We start from the raw sequence: 15,209 nt of genomic DNA on the forward strand, positions 1-15,209 counted from the left end.
GTTTACTTTACTGGAGGCCCGTGACGATGTCGGGGCGCTCCTGAGCGCGCGGGTCGCGCAGGAACACATAGCTTGCGTGCGTGCGCGCCGCCTGCGTGCTGAAATGGTCGAGCGCGTGCTCGACGAAGCTGCGGGTGCGGGCGGGCACGAACTGGCGGTTCGGGTAGACGAGCGACAGCTGCGCGTCCGGATCGTCGATCCGGTAGCCGGGCAAGAGCCGCACGAGCGTGCCGTTGTCGAGCGCGTCGGCGACGACGTTTTCCGGCAGCACGGCGATGCCCGAGCCCGCGACGGCCGCCGCCTGCACGAGCGACAGCTGGTTGACCGTGTAGATGGGGCGCACGGTCACCGGATGGACCGCATCGTCCGGGCCGACGAACCGCCACGCGGGCGCGTGCTGGTGCAGCGCGAGCGCGGCCCAGTCGTGGCGCGGCAGGTCGTCGGGCACGAGCGGTTCGCCGCGCCGTTGCAGATACGCCGGCGCCGCGCACGCGATGAGCGTGTTCGGCGACAGTGCGTGGCCGATCAGTGCCGGATTGCCGTCGAACCGGTTGCCGGTGACGATGCCGACGTCGTAGCCCGCGTCGAGCACGTCGAGCGGGCCTTCGGCGACGGTGAGCTGCACGCGCACCTGCGGGTAGCGGCGCTGGAAACCGTTGACGAGCGGCGTGAGCGCGAGCGGCGACAGCATGCCGGACGCGACGATGCGCAGCGTGCCGACCGGCTCGCGCACCGCATGCACGACCGACGCTTCGAGGTGATCGAATTCCTCGAGCAGTGCCCGGCACCCGTCGAGGTAGCGTACGCCGGCCTCGGTGAGCGACAGGTTGCGCGTGGTGCGGTGGATCAGCCGCGTATTCAGATGACCTTCGAGCATCGCGATCGAACGTGTGACAAGCGCATTCGATACGCCCAGTTGGTGTGCTGCGCGCCTGAAGCTTTGCTGTTCGGCGACGCAGACGAATACACGCATGGTCTGAATCTGGTTCATAGCTTGTGTATTTTATCGGCCCGGTTGATTGATTATGGTTGTGTTTTTGCGTTGCGCAAGTCTGAAAATCGTTGAGCAACCCCTATTTCGACTTCGCGTCGAAAAGAACGGTTTTCGATTGCGCCACTGATTGTTCATTACAGCGGCAATATCCGTCAACCTGTGAGAAGGGGCGGGTTGCAGAAAATCGGTATCGGGCGTATCTGGAAAGCGGCCGGCGCGACAAAGTTCGGCTCATGATGCGCAGGTCTTTTCTTGATCCCGGGAACCGGCTTTGATTGAAAGTTCTTTAATAATCAATGCGTTGCTTTTCGCATGCGCGGGCGGAATACGACATTGCAAGAATGTCAGGCAAAAGTGCGCGGAAATAGTGGTTTTTTGGGCTGGATCGTCTAAATGCCCCGAAAAAGGATGGCTGCAATTTTTGATGCAGCGCATTTTTTCGAATGGCGCGGAACATGCATGGGCGGCGCGTGTTTGGCAAACGCATCGGCGCGCGCGAAAAATATCGCGCGCGCGGCACTGGCGGATGGAACCGATTCACGCCGGATTCGGGCGAGCGCGAATCGTTGGGCGAGTCATTGGGCGAATCGGGGCGGGCGAATTGCGCGCCCGCCGTGCGGATGACTTCCTTATCCGGCGTCGGCGGCGCGTATTTTGCTTATTTGGCGCACGCGCCTCTTGCGCATTGCAGCGGAACGCGGAATGATCGATGGATTCGCCGCGGTGTGCGGCGACGCCTCGCGCCTTTTCGTCCTTCATCCTGCTCCAGTCATGTCCATCGATTACTCGCCGATTCCTTGTCCCGTCGTCGTGCCGCTCGACGCGATCCTCCCCGAAGAACCGCTGCTGATGATGGGGGCCGGCCCGGTTCCGATCCCGGCCGCCGTCGCGAAGGCGAACACGATCGTGATCAACCACCTCGGCGCGACGATGGCGAAGATCATCGAGCAAGTGAAGGAGATGGCGCGCTACGTGTTCCAGACCCGCACGAAGTGGGTGCTCGGCGTCGCCGGCCCGGGCTCGGCCGCGATGGAAATGGCGATGTCCAACCTCGCGTGGCGCGGCACGCGCGTGCTGTCGATCCGGAACGGTTTCTTCAGCGCGCGGATGGCCGAGATGGCCACGCGCGTCGGCGCCGACGTCGCGGTGCTCGAGGTGCCCGACCGGGCCGTCGCGAGCCTTGACGAGATCGCCGACGCGATCGCGCGCGAGCGCCCGGAGATCGTCACGATCGTCCACGGCGAAACGTCCAACACCGTGTGGAACCGCGAGCTGCGCGACATCGCGGCGCTCGCGAAGGCGGCGGGCGCGCTCGTCGTCGTCGACGCGGTCTGCACGCTGTCGACGATGCCGCTCGAGATGGACGCGTGGGGCATCGACGCGGTGATCACCGGCGGGCAGAAGGGCCTGTCGTCGATCCCCGGCGTGTCGCTGATCGCGTTTTCCGACGCCGCGTGGGACCGGATGAAGAGCCGGCCCGAGCCGAACGCGCACTGGTGCCTCGACATGGCGCTTGCGGAGAATTTCTGGCACAACGCCGGCTACCACTACACCGCGCCGGTGTCGGGCGTGCTCGCGCTGCACGAGGCGCTGCGGCTCGTCTGCGCGGAGACGCTCGAAAGCCGCTTCGCGCGTCACCAGCGCTGCTCGCTCGCGCTGCAGGCGGGCATCGAGTCGATGGGGCTCAAGCTCTATGCGCCGAAGTCGTGCCGGCTCAATTCGGTGGTCGGGATCGAGACGCCGGAAGGCCTCACGCCGGGCATGATCTGCGGGCACATCTCGAAGCAGTACCAGGTCGAGATCTCCGGCTCGTTCGGCCTGCCGATCGTGCGGATCGGCCAGATGGGCGAGCAGTGCCGCGAGCACAACCTGTTCCGCACGCTGCACGCGTTCGGCCGCACGATGGTCGATCTGAAGGTGCCGGTCGATCTGCCGGCCGGCGTCGCGGCGCTCGAGCAGGAATTGTCGCGGCGCGGCGAGTAACGCACAGGGGCGGCGCCGGGGCGGCCTCAGCCGCCCCGCATCGCCCGCCGGTACGTATTCGGCGTCGTGCCGTGCGCGTCGCGGAAGCGGTGGCTGAAGTGCCCGGCGTTCGCGTAGCCGCATGCCGCGGCGACCTGCGCGAGCGGCAGCGATGTCGTGCGCAGCAGCAGGCGCGCCCGCGCGAGCCGCTGCTCGGCGATCCACGCATGCGGCGCGCGGCCGAACGACAGCCGGAACATCCGCGAGAAGTGGTATTCGGACAGCGCGGCGACCTCGGCCAGCTCGCCGAGCGTCAGCGGCTGCGTCAGGCCGCTGTCGATGTAATCGCGCACGCGGCGGCGCACGGCGGGCGCGAGGCCGCCCTTGAACGGCACGTCGGTGCGCATCGCGCTTTGCCCGCGCAGCAGCAGGCTCAGCACGTCGTGTGCGGTTTCGTTCGCGCGCAGCCGGCCGTCGACGTCGTCCCAGCGCTCCAGCGCGAGCGAACGGCACAGTGCCGCGACGCGCGCATCCTCGAAGTAGGTGCGGTCGGCGAGCTTCAGCTCGCGCGGCTCGCGGTCGAGTTCGCGGATCGCCCGCTGCGCGAAGTGCTCGGGCAGGAAATACAGGTGGACGAAGTGCATCTCGCCGCGCACCCACCAGCGCGATTCATGGTCGCCCGGCAGCGCGCACAGCAGGCTCGGCGCGCCGTAGCGCGGCACCTTCTGCCGCTCGGTCCGGTAGCCGCCGTCGAGATAGCACGACAGCGTGTGATGCCCGGGCTGGTCGTAGATCGTTTCGGCCTCTTCGGTGATCCGCGTCCATTCGGCGATCGCGAGATGGTCGCCGAGCCACGCGAAGCGCTCGAGCGTCGCGTTCGCCTCCGCGAGCGTGCGGCACACCGACTGCAGGCCGAACGGCATCTCGCCGCCGGCAGCGGCAGCAGCGGCGGCCGGTGACGGCACGGGGGGCGGGGCGAAGGGCGGAGCGCGCATGATGACGGAGTATAAGCGCGCCTGCGCCGGCTAGATCCGCATGCCGGAAAAGACCGCAATTCCGGACAATCGGCGCGCGCCGCGCGGCGGCATAGTCGGAGATCCCGTTTTTGCTCCGTCTTTGTCCCGGTTTCCGCCATGAACCTGTCGCTCTACCTCCTTACCGTCCTGATCTGGGGCACGACCTGGATCGCAATCAAGTGGCAGCTCGGCAGCGTGCCGCCGCCCGTGTCGATCGCGTGGCGCTTCTGGATTGCGGCGGCGGTCATGTTCATGCTGCTGCGCGCGATGCGCCGGCCGATCCTGCCGCCGCGCGACGCGTGGCGCTACCTCGCCGCGCAGGGCTTCGCGCTGTTCTGCCTGAACTTCCTGTGCTTCTACTACGCGGAGCGGGTCGTGCCGAGCGGGCTCGTCGCGGTGATCTTCTCGACCGCGCCGCTCCTGAATTCGATCAACGGCCGGCTGTTCATGGGCCGAGCGCTGCGGCCGTCCGCGGTGGCCGGCGCGCTGCTCGGCCTGACCGGCATCGCGTGCCTGTTCTGGCAGCAGATGGCGGGCCACCTGGACGACCACGCGACCTGGATCGGGCTCGTGATCGCATTCGCCGGCACGCTGTGCTTCTCGGCGGGCAACCTGCTGTCGAGCCGGATGCAGTCGATGGGGCTCCATCCGTTCGCGACCAACGGCTGGGCGATGCTGATCGGCGCGTCGATCCTGACCGTCGGCAGCGCCGCTGCCGGGCTGCCGTTCGCGCTCGACCCGAGCCCGCGCTATCTCGGCGCGCTCGTCTACCTGGCCGTACCCGGCTCGGTGATCGGCTTCACCGCGTACCTGACCCTCGTCGGCCGCATCGGGCCGGAGCGCGCCGCCTATTGCACGGTGCTGTTCCCGATCGTCGCGCTGGCCGTGTCGACGGTGTTCGAGGGCTACCAGTGGTCGCCGCTGGCGGTGGTGGGCCTGCTGCTGGTGCTGGCCGGCAACCTGGTCGCGTTCGACCTGGCACGGCGGCTGTTCCCGCGCATGGCGTAACGGCCGCTGTGCGGCGCGCGGGCCGGCTCGGTCGCCCGCTTTGCGCTTGCATCCGACATAAAAAACCCCGCGTTCCGGAGAGCGCGGGGTTTTGTCATTCATGCGCGCCGTCTGCGCGCTGCCGGCGCGGTCAGGCCGCCGCGCCGCTCCCCGCGACGCGCGCCTGTCGCTGGTACAGCAGCGCCGACAGCGCGACGCCGGCCGCCGATGCCACCGCGGCGAACAGAAATACCTGCGGATAGCCGAACGCGCCGGCGATGTAGCCCGCGAGCGGCCCGGTGATGCCGAGCGACAGGTCGAGGAACACCGAATACGCGGACAGCGCCGCGCCGCGGCTCGCAGGCGGCACGAGCGCGACCGCCTCGACGCCGAGCGCGGGGAAGATCAGCGCGAAGCCGAAGCCGGTCAGCGCCGCGCCGACCAGCGCGACGTGCGGCACCGGCGCGAGCCACAGCAGCAGCAGCCCTGCTGCTTCGAACGCGAACGACACGATCGCGACGCGGAAGCCGCCGTAGGTCTTGATCGTGTTCGCGAACAGCAGGCGCGCGCCGATGAACAGCGTGCCGAACACGGTCAGCGACAGCGCGGCGTTCGGCCAGTGGCGCGCCGCGTAGTACAGCGTGACGAACGTCGCGATCGAGCCGAAGCCGGCCGAGCCGAGCGCGAGGCCGAGGCCGTGCGGCAGCACGCGGGTGAACACGCTCGCATACGACATCCGTTCGCCGTGCACGAGCGGCACCGCGTCGATCAGGCGCGCGAGGTAGTAGCCGAGCGCCGCAAGCGCGATCACGATCACGCCGATCAGCGCCGGGTTCAGCGCATGCGCGATCGCGACGCCGACCGGCGCGCCGAGCGCGAGCGCGCCGTAGGTCGCGATGCCGTTCCACGAGATCACCTTCGCGTTGTGCGCGATGCCGACGCGGCCGATCCCCCACAGGATCGCGCCGGTGCCGCACAGGCTCTCGCCGACGCCCAGCACGAGCCGGCTCGCGACCAGCAGCACGAGGCTCGCGGCGGGCCAGTGCGCGAGCAGCAGCGCGACGAGCAGCAGCACGCCGGACACGCCGCAGCCGATCAGCCCGCGCAGCACCGTCTGCTTCGGGCCGAGCGTGTCGGCGAAGCGCCCGGCGAGCGGCCGCGACGCGAGCGTCGCGAAATACTGGACGCTGATCGCCGCGCCCGCGACGATCGCCGAGAAGCCCAGGTCGTCGTGGACGAAGCCCGGCAGCACCGCGAGCGGCAGGCCGATGGTCAGGTAGCAGATGAACGTGAAGCAGACGACGGAGACGATTTGCAGCGTGACGGCGAACCCGCTGCGCGGCGTGGAGGCGGAATCGGTAGACATGTGGGGTCGGAACTGATGAGCGAAACGGCGCGGAAGTCGGCCGAAAACGAAATCGGGATTTTCCCATGGAACCGGTTTTCCCGCAGGTACCATTTAGGGCCTGTTCACGCTAATAACGGGCTTGCGCTGGCCGCCAGAAGGGCCGAGCGGAAGGAATGCGACGAAGCGAATACCGAGCGTATTCGCAAGGAGCATGACGCGGCGCTCGGCCCTTCTGGCGGCCAGCCCCACGAACGAATTTCTTGAAATCAGGGGAACGTGCCTTGCCGGCCGTATTGCGGCGTCGGGCGTCGCTTGTTTGGCTCGGCCAAACGGCGCTCCTTCCTCCTTGCACTACGGCCGGCAAGGCACGTTCGCAAGCCCGTTATTAGCGTGAACAGGCCCTTCATCCGTCCCCACGCGGCATATCGCCTCAGTTATATGGGCCGCATGCGTGATGGGCTATGGGTTGCGGAATTTGACGGTGTTAGCGTTCAAACTGTCAGAGAAGACGACGGTCCACCGCATCGGCGCGGGCCGCCTTGCCCAACTTGAAGAACGTTACGAGACATGAGTGAGCCGATCCGTTTCTATCATCGTCACGCGATCCGCGAAGTCGGCGGCGCGGACGTCACCCGCACGGTGCTGCAATACCTGCGCGAGGACGCGCATTGCACCGGTACGAAGGAAGGCTGCGCGGAAGGCGACTGCGGCGCGTGCACGGTCGTCGTCGGCGAGCTGACCGACGCGGGCACGGTCGCGTTCAAGGCCGTCAACGCATGCATCCAGTTCCTGCCGACGCTCGACGGCCGTGCGCTCTTGACGGTCGAGGACCTGCGCCAGCCGGACGGCTCGCTGCATCCGGTGCAGCAGGCGATGGTCGATTGTCACGGCTCGCAATGCGGCTTCTGCACGCCCGGCTTCGTGATGTCGATGTGGGCGCTGTACGAGAAGCACGGCCACGAGGGCTGCGGCAACGCCTGCGCGAAGGCGAAGGACATTCCGACGCGCACCGAGATCGCCGACGCGCTGACCGGCAACCTGTGCCGCTGCACCGGGTACCGGCCGATCGTCGATGCCGCGGTGCAAATGTTCGATGCAACCGGCGAAGGTGCGGCCCCGCCGTCCGCGCCGGTCGATAGCGCCGCGCTCGCGCGCACGCTCGCGTCGCTGAAGCGCGACGGCACGTTCGACTACGAGATCGACGGCGCGCGCTTTGCCGCGCCGCGCACGCTCGACGCGCTCGCCGCGCTGAAGGTCGAGCGCCCCGACGCGCGGATTCTCGCGGGCAGCACCGACATCGGCCTGTGGGTCACGAAGCAGATGCGCCGGCTCGACGACCTGATCTACGTCGGCCAGGTCGCCGAACTGCAGCGGATCGTGCACGGCGAAGACTGGATCGAGATCGGCGCGGGCGTCACCGTCGAGGACGGCTACGCGGCGCTCGCCGGCACCTATCCGGAACTGACCGAGATGTGGAAGCGCTTCGCGTCGCTGCCGATCCGCAACGCGGGCACGCTCGGCGGCAACGTCGCGAACGGCTCGCCGATCGGCGACTCGATGCCGGGTCTGATTGCGCTCGGCGCGCGCGTCGTGCTGCGCGGCGGCGACGTCGTGCGCGAGCTGCCGCTCGAGGCGCTCTATACGGGCTACCAGCAGAAGGACATGGCGCCGCACGAATTCGTCGTCGGCGTGAAGGTGCCGACCCGCAGCGGCGCGCGCGCGAACCTGCGGTTCCGCACGTACAAGCTGGCGAAGCGCTTCGATTCGGACATCTCGGCCGTGTGCGCGGCGTTCGCGTTCATCGCGGACGGCGACACGATCCGCGAGCCGCGCATCGCGTTCGGCGGGATGGCCGCGACGCCGAAGCGCGCGACGCACGCGGAAGGCGTGCTCGACGGCGCGCCGTGGCACGAGGCGACCGCGCAGGCCGCGATGCAGGCGCTCGAGCGCGACTATCAGCCGCTCACCGACATGCGCGCGACGAGCGCGTATCGTCTCGAGACCGCGAAGAATTTGATGTACCGCTTCTGGCTGGAGACGCGCGCGCAAGACCCGCTGTCGCCGCAGGCGTTGAACGTGCGTGAAGTGGCCGCTGAAGCGGCGCGCGCCTGACGAGGGAGGGCATACGATGAACCAGCAAGCCGAAGCATTCCTGACTACCCTCGATCCGCAGGCCGACGCCGCGCAGGTCCACATCTCGCGTCCGCACGAATCCGCGCATCTGCACGTGAGCGGGCGCGCGACCTACACCGACGACATCCCGATCGTCGCCGGCACGCTGCACGCGGCGCTCGGCCTCTCCGCGAAAGCGCACGCGAGGCTCGTGTCGATGAACTTCGACGCGGTGCGCGCGACGCCCGGCGTCGTCGCCGTGTTCACCGCCGACGACATTCCCGGCGTCAACGACTGCGGCCCGATCATCCACGACGACCCGGTGCTCGCGAAGGACGTCGTGCAGTTCGTCGGCCAGCCGATGTTCATCGTCGTCGCGACGTCGCACGAAACCGCGCGGCTCGCCGCGCGCCGCGCGAAGGTCGACTACGAGGAGCTGCCCGCGATCCTCACCGCGCAGGACGCGCGTCACGCGGAGTCCTACGTGATTCCGCCGATGAAGCTCGCGCGCGGCGACGCGGCCGCGCACCTCGCCGCCGCGCCGCATCGCCATGCGGGCGGGATGAATCTCGGCGGTCAGGAGCAGTTCTATCTCGAAGGGCAGATCGCCTACGCGGTGCCGAAGGACGATGACGGCATGCATGTGTACTGCTCGACGCAGCACCCGAGCGAGATGCAGCATCTGGTGTCGCACGTGCTCGGCGTCGCGTCGCACAACGTGCTCGTCGAATGCCGCCGGATGGGCGGCGGGTTCGGCGGCAAGGAATCGCAGTCGGGCCTGTTCGCGTGCTGCGCGGCGCTCGCCGCGTGGAAGCTGCTGTGCCCGGTGAAGCTGCGTCCGGACCGCGACGACGACATGCTGATCACCGGCAAGCGGCACGACTTCCACTACCGCTTCGACGTCGGCTACGACGACCACGGCCGCCTCGACGGCGTGGCGGTCGACATGACGTCGCGCTGCGGCTTCTCGGCCGACCTGTCCGGGCCGGTGATGACGCGCGCGGTGTGCCACTTCGACAACGCGTACTGGCTGCCCGACGTGTCGATCGCCGGCTACTGCGGCAAGACCAACACGCAGTCGAACACTGCGTTCCGCGGCTTCGGCGGCCCGCAGGGCGCGTTCGCGATCGAATACATCCTCGACGACGTCGCGCGCGCGCTCGGCCGCGATCCGCTCGACGTCCGCTACGCGAACCTGTACGGCAAGACCGAGTGCAACGTGACGCCTTACGGGCAGACGATCGAGGACAACGTGCTGCCCGAGCTGCTCGCCGAGCTCGAGGCGACGAGCGGCTACCGCGCGCGGCGCGCCGGCGTGCGCGAGTTCAACGCGCGCAACGCGGTGCTGAAGAAAGGCATCGCGCTCACGCCGGTGAAGTTCGGCATCGCGTTCAACGTCACGCACTTCAACCAGGCGGGCGCGCTCGTCCACATCTACACCGACGGCTCGGTGCTCGTGAACCACGGCGGCACGGAGATGGGGCAGGGGCTCAACACGAAGGTCGCGCAGGTCGTCGCGCACGAGCTCGGCATCCGCTTCGAGCGGATCCGCGTGACGGCGACCGACACGAGCAAGGTCGCGAACACGTCGGCGACCGCCGCCTCCACCGGCTCGGACCTGAACGGCAAGGCCGCGCAGGATGCCGCGCGGCAGCTGCGCGAGCGGCTCGCGACGTTCGCGGCGAAGCACTACGGCGGCGGCGCGGTCGACGCGGCGGCCGTCAGGTTCGGCAACGACCGCGTATGGATCGGCGAGACCGGCGTGCCGTTCGGCGAGGTGATCGCGAAGGCGTATCTGGCGCGCGTGCAGCTGTGGTCCGACGGGTTCTACACGACGCCGAAGCTGCACTGGGACCAGGCGAAGCTGCAGGGCCGGCCGTTCTTCTACTACGCGTACGGCGCGGCCGTGTCGGAAGTCGTGATCGACACGCTGACGGGCGAGATGCGCACGCTGCGCGTCGACGCGCTGCACGACGTCGGCGCGTCGCTGAACCCGGCGCTCGACATCGGCCAGGTCGAGGGCGCGTTCATCCAGGGGATGGGCTGGCTGACGACCGAGGAGCTGTGGTGGAACGCGGGCGGCAAGCTGATGACGCACGCGCCGTCGACGTACAAGATCCCGACCGTCAACGACACGCCGCCCGAGTTCAACGTGCGCCTGTTCGAGAACCGCAACGTCGAGGACAGCATCCACCGCTCGAAGGCGGTCGGCGAACCGCCGCTGCTGCTGCCGTTCTCGGTGTTCTTCGCGGTGCGCGACGCGGTCGCGGCGGTCGGCGACTATCGCGTGAATCCGCCGCTCGACGCGCCGGCGACGGGCGAGTCGATCCTGCGCGCGGTGCAGGCCGTGCGCGCGGCGCGAGGCTGACATGACGTTCGCCAAGGGCACCGGCCGGCGCAACCGCGCAACGGGCACGCCCCCGCCGATGCACGTCGTGCTGTTCGGCGCGGGACACGTCGGCCACGCGCTCGCGACGCTGCTCGGCGCGCTGCCGTGCGTCGTGCAGTGGGTCGACACGCGCGACGAGCTGTTCCCGGACGAATGTCCGCCGAACGTGCAGCCCGAGCCGACCGACACGCCCGAGGCGATCGTCGACGAAGCGCCGCCGGGCGCGTACTTCCTCGTGATGACGCACAACCATGCGCTCGATTTCGCGCTGGCGGAGCGGATCATGCGGCGGCGCGACTTCGCGTACTTCGGGATGATCGGCTCGCGCACGAAGCGGGTGAAGTTCGAGCGGCGGCTCGTCGCGCGCGGCGTCGATCCGGCGCGGATGCGCGAGATGGTGTGCCCGATCGGGATCGCCGGGATCGTCGACAAGGCGCCCGGCTCGATCGCGGTGGCCGTCTGCGCGGAGCTGCTGCAAGCGCGCGCGGGCGTGCCCGTGGCGGACGTGAAGGCCGCGGCGTCGGGGCGCGTGGCGGACGACCTGTCCTGCGCGCGGTGACGGCGCGGCGTCACGTCGCCGCCGTGCGTTTTTGTCTACACTGACGAATCGCGCGGCATGGGGCCGCGCCTTTCCGTTCAGGTGACCATGTCCGATTCCCAAGTCTTTCTCGACGTGCTCGACACGAGCCTCGCCGTCATCGAGCGCTGGCTGTCCGGCGCCGATACCACGCCCGCGGCGCTCGACGCGCTGATCGCGCCGTTTGCGCCCGCTTTCACGATGATCGCGACCAACGGCCGCGCGTTCGACCGCGACGGCACGCGCGAAGTGTTCGCGAAGCTGGCCGGCGCGCGGCCGGGGCTGCGCATCACGTTGTCGGAGGTTCGCGTGCTCGCGTCGGACGACGCACACGCGGTGGTCACCTATCTCGAAGCGCAGCACGCGGCGTCGGGCGAGCTGCCCGCGCGGCGCGCGACCGCGGTGTTCGAGCGCGACGCGGCGGGCGCGGTGCGCTGGACCCATCTTCAGGAAACGTTCTGCACCGCGTGAGCCGGCTCGCAGGCGTGCCGCGTCAGCGCTTGCGCCCGCCGCGCGCGGCGGTCAGCTCGTCCGACACGCTTTGCATCAGCGCGCGCAGCCACGCGATGTCGGTCGGGCGATCCGGCTGCGGATGCGTGAGCAGATAGCTGCGGATGCGCGGAAACGGCACCGGCGGCGCGACGACGACGAGCGGCAGCAGCTGCGCGTAGTGCGTCGCGAAGCGCCGCGTCGTCGTGAAGATCAGGTCCGATTGCAGCAGCACCTGCGGCACGAGCCCGAAGTACGGCAGCGTCGTCACGATCCGCCGCGTGAGGCCCGCGCGCGCGAGGCCGATCTCGATCGCGTTGCGTTTGTCGCCGGTGTAGGGCGTCGGCGCGAGATGCGCGGCCCCCGCGTAGGCGTCGCGCGTGAGCGGCGCCTGCGCGAGCGGATGGGAGTCCCGCATCAGGCAGACGACGGTGTCGGAGAACAGGTCGTCGCGCGCGAAGCGCGGGTCCGGCTTCGGCCAGTTGCCGATCACGAGATCGAGCGCGCCGGATTCGAGCGCGCCCGCGTGATCGAGCGTCGGGTTCAGCGAATCGATTTCCAGATGCGCCTGCGGCGCCGCGTCGCGAAAGCGCGCGATCAGCGTGGGCATGAAGAAGTCGTTCAGGTAGTCGGGTGCGGCGATGCGGAACGTGCGACGCGCGGACTCGGGCGCGAACTCGCCGTGCGGCGTCGCGATGAAGTCGACCTCGCGCAGCGCGCGCTGCGCGGCGTCGAGCAGCGACGCGCCGTATTCGGTCGGCACCATCCCGGACTTGCCGCGCACGAGGATCGGGTCGTTCAGCGTCTCGCGCAGCTTGCGCAGCGCGGTGCTGATCGCGGGCTGGGTCTGGTTGAGCCGCAGCGCGGCCTGCGTGACGCTGCGCTCGAGCAGCAGCGTGCGCAGCACGCGCACGAGCCAGATGTCGAGCGAGGCGGTACGGTCGTCGTCTTGCATGGATGGGGGATGAGGCGGGCGAGGCGTAACCTTACCGCAGGCGCGCGCCCCCGTGCATCGTGGCCGGTTGATGACCGCTATTACGCGCTTACGCGCGCCCCTTCGGCAGCGCGCTGATGCGCTTCACTTCGCGCGTCTCGAGCCAGGTCGGCGTGCGTGCGCAATACAGCACCATCGGCAGCGCGTCCTCGCCCCAGAACAGCTGCTTGCTCATCCAGAACGTCGGCACGCCGAACACGCCGAGCGCGATCGCATCGTCGGTATGGCGGCGCAGCTGCGCGACCGTTTCCTCGAATTCGATCAGCTGGTCGCCATGCCCGACGCCGACCCGCTCGCACAGCGCCGCGAAGCCGTCCGGCGTCGACGGGTCGTTGCCGTCGCGCCAGATGAAGCGGAACATCTCGCGCACCGTCGCGAGGTCGGCTCGCAGCGCGATCGCGAGGCGCAGCGCCTTGTCGGAGTCGAACGGGTGCGCGGGCGGCATCCTGAAGTGGATGCCGAGCTGCTCCGCGCGAAACAGCGCATGCCGATACGTGAAGATGCGCTTGGCCGGCACGTCCGCGCTCGGGCGCTGGCCCCAGTGGCGCTGCAGGTCGACGAGCGACACCGCGACCGGCGCGAACGGCACGTCCGGCCATCTTTCATACTGTTCGAGCAGCAGGTAGGAGAACGGCGAGACGAAATCGAAGAACCAGGCGGGCTGGGCGGTGTCGAGGCCGGTTGTCATGACGATCTCCAGAGGATGGGGCCGGGGCCGGCCGTCCCGCGCGCGGCGCCTGGCGGCGGCCTCCATGTTACGCGGCGGCCGGCCGATGCGGCAATGATCGCGGATCGCGCGCTCAGGCGGAACCCGGTGTCGCCCGGGGGGGCGCGCCGTCGCCGCCGGACGCGAGCGGCGCGTCGTGCGGGCGGCCGTGCGGATCGGGGTCGTGCGCGGTCAGCCGCTCGCGCACGAAGCCGATGTGCTCGCGCAGCACGTAGAACTGCCCGGCATACGCGAGCGGCATCTTCATCCGGTTCACCGATTCCTCGATGTCGTCGAGCCGATCGAGCAACTCGATGCGCTCGGCGGCGGTGTGCTCGCCGAGCGCGTTGCGCTCGAGCGCGATCAGCGCGCCGTACCAGCGGTAGATCCGCGAGCGCACGCGCCAGCCGTACAGCGCCGGCACGACCCGCACCCCCGGAATCAGCACGACGATGAGCGGCACGACGATCACGAGCAGCCGGTCGACGAGGCTCGCGACCCAGAACGGCAGCCGCCGGTACAGGAAGGTCTTGCCCGACTTGTAGTAGCGCGCCGCGTCGTCCGACAGCGGGAAGCTGCGCGTCACCGCCGACGGGAATTCGCCCGCGTGCTGCAGGATCGTCGCGTGGCCGTGCACCTCGCGCGCGGCCTCGATCAGCAGGTCGGACAGCGCAGGGTGCAGCGAGTCGCGCGCGACCAGCTCGATCGTCGGCGCGACCGTGTGGATGTCGGCGGGCGGCAGGTCCCGACCGAGATCGTAGACCCCTTCGGGCAGCGTGATCGCGGTCAGGTACGGGAAGCGGCGCGCATAGGCTTCCGCCTGCGTGAACGAGTACACGTGCACGCCCGGCGCGCGGAACAGCTTCGCCATCACCGGGATCTGCGTCGAATCGCCGGACAGGAACGCCGCGTCGAGCTTGCCGGCGAGCAGCGCCTCGGCGGCGTCCTCGCCGGAGATCGGCAGCAGCGCGGTCGTCCCGCCCGGCGCGATGCCGTTCATCTTCAGCAGCGCGAGGCTCAGCTCGCGCGCGCCGCTGCCTTCCGGGCCGAGCGCGAGCCGCTTGCCGTTGAAGTCCGACAGCCGCGCGACGATCGGGCCGCGGTACATGATCGCGAGCGGCACGTAGCCGATGCTGCCGAGCGCGACGAGGTGCTCGTCGCGCGTCTTCGGGCCGATGCCGCTCTGCACGAAGCCGACGTCCACCGACGCGTTCGCGTTGGACAGCCGCTCGAGGTTCTGCGCGGATCCTTCGGACGACTCCACGTCGAGCGTCACGCCGTTCTTCGCGAGGATCGCCTTGTACTTCTGCGCGGCGTTCCAGTAGGTGCTGCCGGGCGGGCCGGCCGAGATCACGAGCGTGGACGGCGGTGCGGGCTGGATCATCTTGATCGCGAGCCAGACGGCGGCGATCGCGAGCAGCACGGTCGGCCCGACCGACAGCGCGAGGTCGCGCCACGATACCGCGACGAAGCGGGCGAGGATGCGGGGCGGCCGGCGAGGGCGCAGGAGTGGCTTCATGAGAGGCGATCGGCGAATGGCGCACGCATGACGGATCGATGACGCGGACGGGCCACGGATCGCATGCATTCGCGGCGATGGTAACCGGTTTCGCCGCACGTGCGCGAATCCGGCGG

Annotated in this window: 12 protein-coding genes; 6 read left to right on the forward strand and 6 right to left on the reverse strand. The window is 69.2% G+C overall.

Going from position 1 to position 15,209, the window contains the following annotated elements; genetic code table 11:
* Positions 1-7 precede the first annotated feature (7 nt).
* Complete coding sequence (locus B7P44_RS04155; RefSeq protein WP_084901010.1) at positions 8-991, reverse strand: LysR family transcriptional regulator; 984 nt, start codon at positions 989-991, stop codon at positions 8-10.
* A gap of 774 nt (positions 992-1,765) precedes the next feature.
* Between B7P44_RS04155 and B7P44_RS04160 the strand changes: the two genes are divergently transcribed.
* Entirely contained in the window at positions 1,766-2,977 is a 1,212-nt protein-coding gene (locus B7P44_RS04160; protein ID WP_084901013.1) for a pyridoxal-phosphate-dependent aminotransferase family protein, read from the forward strand.
* 26 nt (positions 2,978-3,003) lie between these two features.
* Here B7P44_RS04160 and B7P44_RS04165 read toward each other — a convergent pair whose 3' ends face one another.
* Complete coding sequence (locus tag B7P44_RS04165; protein ID WP_407924001.1) at positions 3,004-3,951, reverse strand: helix-turn-helix domain-containing protein; 948 nt, start codon at positions 3,949-3,951, stop codon at positions 3,004-3,006.
* A gap of 138 nt (positions 3,952-4,089) precedes the next feature.
* Between B7P44_RS04165 and B7P44_RS04170 the strand changes: the two genes are divergently transcribed.
* On the forward strand, positions 4,090-4,980 hold the full coding sequence (locus B7P44_RS04170) for a DMT family transporter (protein WP_084901017.1): 891 nt from the start codon (positions 4,090-4,092) through the stop codon (positions 4,978-4,980).
* A 130-nt stretch (positions 4,981-5,110) separates the two neighbouring features.
* Here the strand turns inward: B7P44_RS04170 and B7P44_RS04175 are convergent, their stop codons facing one another.
* Positions 5,111-6,325 (reverse strand): MFS transporter, encoded by a 1,215-nt coding sequence (locus B7P44_RS04175; protein ID WP_084901020.1) that lies wholly within the window; start codon positions 6,323-6,325, stop codon positions 5,111-5,113.
* A 549-nt stretch (positions 6,326-6,874) separates the two neighbouring features.
* Here B7P44_RS04175 and xdhA point away from each other — a divergent pair.
* From xdhA to B7P44_RS04200, 4 genes are all read left to right on the forward strand, one after another.
* On the forward strand, positions 6,875-8,419 hold the full coding sequence (gene xdhA, locus B7P44_RS04185; protein WP_084901022.1) for a xanthine dehydrogenase small subunit: 1,545 nt from the start codon (positions 6,875-6,877) through the stop codon (positions 8,417-8,419).
* Positions 8,420-8,435: 16 nt separating this feature from the next.
* Positions 8,436-10,787, forward strand: coding sequence for a xanthine dehydrogenase molybdopterin binding subunit (xdhB, locus tag B7P44_RS04190; protein ID WP_084906396.1), 2,352 nt, complete (start codon positions 8,436-8,438; stop codon positions 10,785-10,787).
* Position 10,788: 1 nt separating this feature from the next.
* Positions 10,789-11,367 (forward strand): xanthine dehydrogenase accessory protein XdhC, encoded by a 579-nt coding sequence (gene xdhC / locus B7P44_RS04195; RefSeq protein WP_084901025.1) that lies wholly within the window; start codon positions 10,789-10,791, stop codon positions 11,365-11,367.
* 87 nt (positions 11,368-11,454) lie between these two features.
* Entirely contained in the window at positions 11,455-11,856 is a 402-nt protein-coding gene (locus tag B7P44_RS04200) for a nuclear transport factor 2 family protein (RefSeq protein ID WP_084906398.1), read from the forward strand.
* 22 nt (positions 11,857-11,878) lie between these two features.
* Here B7P44_RS04200 and B7P44_RS04205 read toward each other — a convergent pair whose 3' ends face one another.
* The 3 genes from B7P44_RS04205 to B7P44_RS04215 form a co-directional block, all read right to left on the reverse strand.
* Positions 11,879-12,829, reverse strand: coding sequence for a LysR family transcriptional regulator (locus tag B7P44_RS04205; protein ID WP_084901029.1), 951 nt, complete (start codon positions 12,827-12,829; stop codon positions 11,879-11,881).
* Positions 12,830-12,917: 88 nt separating this feature from the next.
* Positions 12,918-13,556, reverse strand: coding sequence for a DsbA family protein (locus tag B7P44_RS04210; protein WP_084901032.1), 639 nt, complete (start codon positions 13,554-13,556; stop codon positions 12,918-12,920).
* A 112-nt stretch (positions 13,557-13,668) separates the two neighbouring features.
* On the reverse strand, positions 13,669-15,093 hold the full coding sequence (locus tag B7P44_RS04215) for a TAXI family TRAP transporter solute-binding subunit (RefSeq protein WP_084901036.1): 1,425 nt from the start codon (positions 15,091-15,093) through the stop codon (positions 13,669-13,671).
* Between the last annotated feature and the right edge of the window lie 116 nt (positions 15,094-15,209).

This window comes from Burkholderia ubonensis subsp. mesacidophila, from assembly GCF_002097715.1.
Lineage (GTDB): Bacteria > Pseudomonadota > Gammaproteobacteria > Burkholderiales > Burkholderiaceae > Burkholderia > Burkholderia mesacidophila.